This window comes from Amycolatopsis rhizosphaerae (assembly GCF_007713715.1).
In the GTDB taxonomy this organism is placed as follows: Bacteria; Actinomycetota; Actinomycetes; order Mycobacteriales; family Pseudonocardiaceae; genus Amycolatopsis_E; species Amycolatopsis_E rhizosphaerae.
This window is the reverse complement of the sequence record NZ_VJWX01000491.1, coordinates 1-5,285: the sequence shown is the minus strand read 5'-3', so window position 1 is coordinate 5,285 and position 5,285 is coordinate 1. Positions and strand designations below refer to the sequence as shown.

Genomic DNA, 5,285 nt, shown 5'->3' with positions numbered 1-5,285 from the left:
CACACTAACCACCGCGGCTCTTGCCCCTTGATCGTCTTCCCTCAGCAAGAAGACATGATCAACCAAGAGCCGCACCCAAGATCAACCAGGGCCAAGCCCAACCCACCACAACGTTAAAACTCAAGGGACCCTTCACGGCTTTGCCCGAGTCCCTCCGGCCGGGGGTGGGGGGTCTGTAAAGGGGGTTGCGGATTGCCGTGAGCGTTCGTGGAAGAGGAGGAGCAGGTAGGCCGCGATCGACTGGGCGTCGGTGATTTCGCCGCGCGTGAGGAGTTTTTCGAACTCGGCGCGGGTGAACCAGCCGGTGCGCATGTCCTGCTCCTCGTGCTCGCGCTCGTGCGGGCCCGGCACCAGTTCGGTCGCGAGGAACACCCGTCCGCGCTGACTGGACAGGCCGGGCGCGACGTCGAGCTGCCCGAGGTCGGTGAGGCGGCCCGCGATCAGTCCCGTCTCCTCCCGGAGCTCGCGCGCCGCGAGTTCAGCGGGGTCCGGCGACTCCGGCCCCGGCGCGGTGCCCTGCGGGAACTCCCAGCGGCGCAGGCCCAGCGGGTACCGGTACTGCTCGACCAGGTGCAGGCGGTCGCCGTCGGCCGGGATCACCAGTGCGTAGTCGGGTTTGTCGACCACGCCGTAGATGCCGTGGGAGCCGTCGGGACGGCGGATGTCGTCCTCGCGCACGGTCATCCACGCGTTGCGGTACACCTGCCGCGAGCTCAGCTGACGTATCGGATCCACCCCGACAGTCTGCCGAACCGGCGGGCAACTGCCCGGGCGGTGGCGCCATCTTCTACCCTCGGCGGGTGCGTCTCGTGATCGCTCGCTGCCAGGTCGACTACGCCGGCCGGTTGACCGCCCATTTGCCGATGGCCATCCGGCTGCTGCTCATCAAGGCCGACGGCTCGGTGTCCATCCACTCCGACGACCGCGCCTACAAGCCGTTGAACTGGATGAGCCCGCCGTGCTGGCTGATCGAGGACGGCGACATCTGGACGGTGCAGAACAAGGCCGGCGAGAAGCTGGTGATCAGCATCGAAGAGCGGCTCGACGAGGTGAAGCACGAGCTGGGTGCCGAACCAGGGCTGGTCAAGGACGGCGTCGAGGCGCACCTGCAAAAGCTGCTCGCGGAGCACATCACCACCCTCGGGGAGGGCTACACCCTCGTCCGCCGCGAGTACCCGACGGCGATCGGCCCGGTGGACATCCTGTGCCGGGACGCCGACGGGGCCACGGTGGCCGTGGAGATCAAGCGGCGCGGCGAGATCGACGGCGTCGAGCAGCTGACCCGCTATCTGGAGTTGCTCAACCGCGACCCGCTGCTGTCCCCGGTCCAGGGGGTGTTCGCCGCGCAGCTGATCAAACCGCAGGCCCGCACGCTCGCCGAGGATCGCGGCATCCGCTGCGTCACCCTGGACTACGACGCACTGCGCGGCGCGGAGTCGGACGAGTTCCGGCTGTTCTGACGGTGTGACGGCGTCGTGCCTCGTGGACGTACGCCGTCGGTCCGACACCCAAGGAAAACGCCTTGTGGGCAGGTTTGATAGGAGCGTGAGCGGCCGGGTGCGTCACCCGAGTCGGACTTCGGGGTTCCACGTCTTCAGGTAGGGAGTGGCGTTGGGGGCGTTCGCGACCAGCGCGCTGCGCCATGGCAGTAGACGCTCGCGCTGCAGCCTCCCGATCACGACGATGGGATGTACTCCTCGATCTTGGGCGACTGTTTTGACCCATTGCGTGCCGATACGTGGAGGCGGCTTGGGGAGAGGACGATCGAAAACCCAGCCGGATGCGAGTTCATCTGCCCGATCTTCGTCGCCGAGTGTGTGGTCGTCCTCGTCGATGAGAGGCTTTCCGCTTACGGAGACGTCGCCCTGAACGACGTGCGCAATTTCGTGCAACAGAGTGAACAGCACCTTGTCGAGACGTTGGCCTCGGCCCGACAGCGCGATGACCGGGCCCGCCTCGTCCTCATAGCAAGCACCGGAGATCTTGCTGGACGGGAATGCTTCCACGAAAACGAGGCGAACCCCGACGGCAGCGAATCGTTCCGGTAGGTCCTTGAAGCCGCTTGGGTCTCGGACCAGACGACTTACCTGCTTGGCGAGCGCCTCGAGCTGCTGACGTGAGTAGGCACGGGCCGCTAGGTTGGACGCGGTCTTGCGCACGCAGGCGAACCAACCGTTCTGGGTTGGAGTCAGAGGTTCGCCATCGTTGTTGCGCCGTGCCGCCAGCTGCCATCGGGGTTGCGCGTCGAGGGTTTCGATCCCCATGAGATGCATGAGCTGCTGCGCTTGGCCGGCAGTGGACGTGGCGGTGATGACGCCGCGCTTGCGCAGCACTGCCATGGGGGCCAGGTCGTTGAGCTTGGCGCGCGTCTTGACCTCGTCGAGTTCCTCCTGGATGCCCGGGACCTGCCGTTGCTTCCAGAGAAAGTAGGAATCCTGCAGATTGAGCCAGAATTCGGCACTGGTCTGGAGTGCCGCGCCGATCTGTGCGGCAGACTCCCGTGTGATCTGCTTCTTGCCCTGAATGATCTCGGAGACGAACTGGGTTGGGCGTCCAAGGATCTCGGCGAACTCGACCTGAGTCCATCCTCGGGCCTCCAGTTCGTCGGCGAGGTGCTCTCCGACGGGGAATACCTCGGCGAGTGTGGTATCCATGAGCGATTCCCTCAGTGGTAGTCGACGACTTCGATGATGACTGTGATGCGGTCGCCATCGGTCTTGAACGTGACGATCAGCCGAAACTGGTCGTTCAGACGCATCGAGTGCTGGCCCGTTCGGTCGCCCCGCAACTGCTCCAGGCGGAGGCCGCGAAGTGCGTACAGGTCACGCTCGTCCTTCGCGGCGAGGATGCGTTGGACCGTCTTTCGATAGGCCTTGACGACATCGCGACTCAGTCCCTTCGACGCATAGGTAGCGTCCTCGGCCAGTCGGCGGAGCTTCTCGTCGCCGTACTCGATCCGCAACTCGACCTCGCTCCATCACCCCTGGGCTGAAGCCCGATGTGAGTGCGAAGCCTACCTTTCGCTCGTGAGTCGACCGAGTCTCGGCTGCTGTCTATCAGTATACCTAGATTCACCCTTGGGGTGAAGTAGTCTGTCCGACTAAGGGACGAAGAGATTCTCGCTGGTGGGAGGCGTGACGGCCGGGTCGCCGTGATCGGCGCCCCGGCTTACGGTGATGGCGGACGAAAGGACGCCGATGATCGCCGTCGTCACGCAGATCGCGTTCCTCATCCTGGCGCTGGCCACGGTGGCCTCGGTGGTCTTCGCCGTCTATACCTATCGCCGCAACGGCCAGGCCCAGCTCCAGTTGTCGGCCCTTGGGCTTCTTCAGCACTACCTCGACCTCGCGGTCGAGCATCCCGAGCTGGCCAGCCCCGGTGACGACCGGCCGGTCGACGCCCGTTACGCCTGGTTCGCCGTCCACGCGCTGAACACCGCGCAGACCCTTTGGCTGCTGGCCGGGCAGGAGCCGGACTGGCAGCGCGCGATCAACGCGATCATCCGGCAGCACCGGCCGTTCCTGCTGTCGAGCGCGTTCGCCGGCGACGACTTCAACCCCGCGTTCGTCGCCTTCCTGCGCAGCCGGGTCCCGGGCGTCAGGTCCGTCGGAGACCCTCAACCGCACTGAAAAACACTGAAGAGCACTGAAGAGCACTGAAGAGCACTGCGTCCGGGTTGCCGTGTTGGTGCACGTTCGGTTCCGGTTGGCTGCTTCTTCGGGTACTTGCCGGGCCGAGGGTGGTTTCAGGCGAGGTTTGCCTCCTCCGGGCGAGGGGTATCTCACCACGTCGAGTTGCCCGTGGTCACTCCTCGCGGTTGGCTGGTCACCATCTTGATCTCAAGTCGGTCAAGGCTCGCCGGCGTCATTCCACTGGGGGATACCAGGTAGTAATGTGCGCTCGTCAGCTGAATCCTGGTGTTTCTTGTTGAATGGTGTTTGACCCGTGGAGGTGCACCGGTGCATGTCCTAGCCGCAGCGAACCTGCGACTTGATGCGAAGGCAATCGACTACGTCCTGCTCGCCTTCTACTTCGTGCTGGTGCTCGGCATCGGCTACCTGGCCCGCAGACAGGTCTCGACCAGCCTCGACTTCTTCCTGTCCGGGCGGTCCCTGCCCGCCTGGGTCACCGGGCTCGCCTTCATCTCCGCGAACCTCGGCGCCATCGAGGTCATGGGCATGTCGGCCAACGGCGCCGAGTACGGGCTGCCGACCGCCCACTACTTCTGGATCGGCGCGATCCCCGCCATGCTGTTCCTCGGGGTCGTGATGATGCCGTTCTACTACGGGTCCAAGGTCCGGAGCGTGCCGGAGTTCATGCGCCGCCGCTTCGGCGACGCGGCGCATCTGGTCAACGGCGTCAGTTTCGCGCTGGCCCAGATCCTCATCGCGGGCGCGAACCTGTACCTGCTCGCCAGCGTGGTGAACCTGCTGCTGGGCTGGCCGATCTGGGTGTCGGTGATCGTCGCCGCGGTGATCGTGCTGACCTACACCGCACTCGGCGGCCTGTCCGCCGCGATCTACAACGAGGTGCTGCAGTTCTTCGTGATCGTGGCCGCGCTGGTGCCGCTGACCGTGGTCGGCCTGTACAAGGTGGGCGGCTGGAGCGGCCTGGTCGACAAGGTCACCCACGGCCCCGGCGGTGCCGAACAGCTGCACTCGTGGCCGGGCAACCAGCTCACCGGGTTCACCAGCAACTTCCTGTCGGTGCTCGGCCTGGTCTTCGGGCTCGGGTTCGTGCTTTCCTTCGGCTACTGGACCACGAACTTCGTCGAGGTGCAGCGCGCGATGGCGTCGAAGAGCATGTCCGCCGCGCGCCGGACACCGATCATCGGTTCCTTCCCGAAGATGTTCATCCCGTTCATCGTGATCATCCCCGGCATGATCGCCGCGGTCACCGTGACCGAGTTGACGGGCAGCAACAAGGAAGCGCTGATGGCGGGCCACAGCGCACCCAGCGGCGCCACCTTCAACGACGCATTGCTGCTGCTCATGCGGGACCTGCTGCCCAACGGCATGCTGGGCATCGCGATCGCCGGGCTGCTCGCCTCGTTCATGGCCGGGATGGCGGCGAACCTCAGCTCCTTCAACACCGTGTTCACCTACGACATCTGGCAGAGCTACGTCAAGAAGGACAAGCCGGACCAGTACTACCTGAACTTCGGCCGCGGGGTCACCGCGGGTGCGACGATCCTGGCGATCGGCACCGCGTTCATCGCCTCCACGTACTCGAACCTGATGGACTACCTGCAGACCCTGTTCTCGTTCTTCAACGCGCCGCTGTTC

At 65.1% G+C, this 5,285-nt stretch carries 6 protein-coding genes; 3 read left to right on the top strand and 3 right to left on the bottom strand.

The features are described from left to right. Positions 1–132: 132 nt before the first annotated feature. On the bottom strand, positions 133–726 hold the full coding sequence (locus FNH05_RS31375) for an NUDIX domain-containing protein (RefSeq protein ID WP_222426762.1): 594 nt from the start codon (positions 724–726) through the stop codon (positions 133–135). Between the two features lie 74 nt (positions 727–800). Here FNH05_RS31375 and nucS point away from each other — a divergent pair, with 74 nt between their 5' ends. Next, positions 801–1,460 (top strand): endonuclease NucS, encoded by a 660-nt coding sequence (gene nucS / locus FNH05_RS31370; RefSeq protein WP_144592473.1) that lies wholly within the window; start codon positions 801–803, stop codon positions 1,458–1,460. Between the two features lie 102 nt (positions 1,461–1,562). Here the strand turns inward: nucS and FNH05_RS31365 are convergent, their stop codons facing one another. Continuing rightward, entirely contained in the window at positions 1,563–2,654 is a 1,092-nt protein-coding gene (locus tag FNH05_RS31365) for a HigA family addiction module antitoxin (protein WP_144592472.1), read from the bottom strand. Between the two features lie 11 nt (positions 2,655–2,665). Further along, entirely contained in the window at positions 2,666–2,962 is a 297-nt protein-coding gene (locus FNH05_RS31360) for a type II toxin-antitoxin system RelE/ParE family toxin (protein ID WP_144592471.1), read from the bottom strand. A 214-nt stretch (positions 2,963–3,176) separates the two neighbouring features. Here FNH05_RS31360 and FNH05_RS31355 point away from each other — a divergent pair, with 214 nt between their 5' ends. After that, positions 3,177–3,629, top strand: a complete 453-nt coding sequence (locus FNH05_RS31355; protein WP_144592470.1) for a hypothetical protein — start codon at positions 3,177–3,179, stop codon at positions 3,627–3,629. 330 nt (positions 3,630–3,959) lie between these two features. After that, the coding region (locus FNH05_RS31350; RefSeq protein WP_144592469.1) for a sodium:solute symporter family protein at positions 3,960–5,285 on the top strand (1,326 nt) is incomplete at its 3' end.

Excerpts from the sequence above, each read along its gene's own strand:
- FNH05_RS31365 (WP_144592472.1), bottom strand. The coding sequence starts at position 2,654 with ATGGATACCACACTCGCCGAGGTATTCCCCGTCGGAGAGCACCTCGCC.
- FNH05_RS31355 (WP_144592470.1), top strand. The coding sequence starts at position 3,177 with ATGGCGGACGAAAGGACGCCGATGATCGCCGTCGTCACGCAGATCGCG.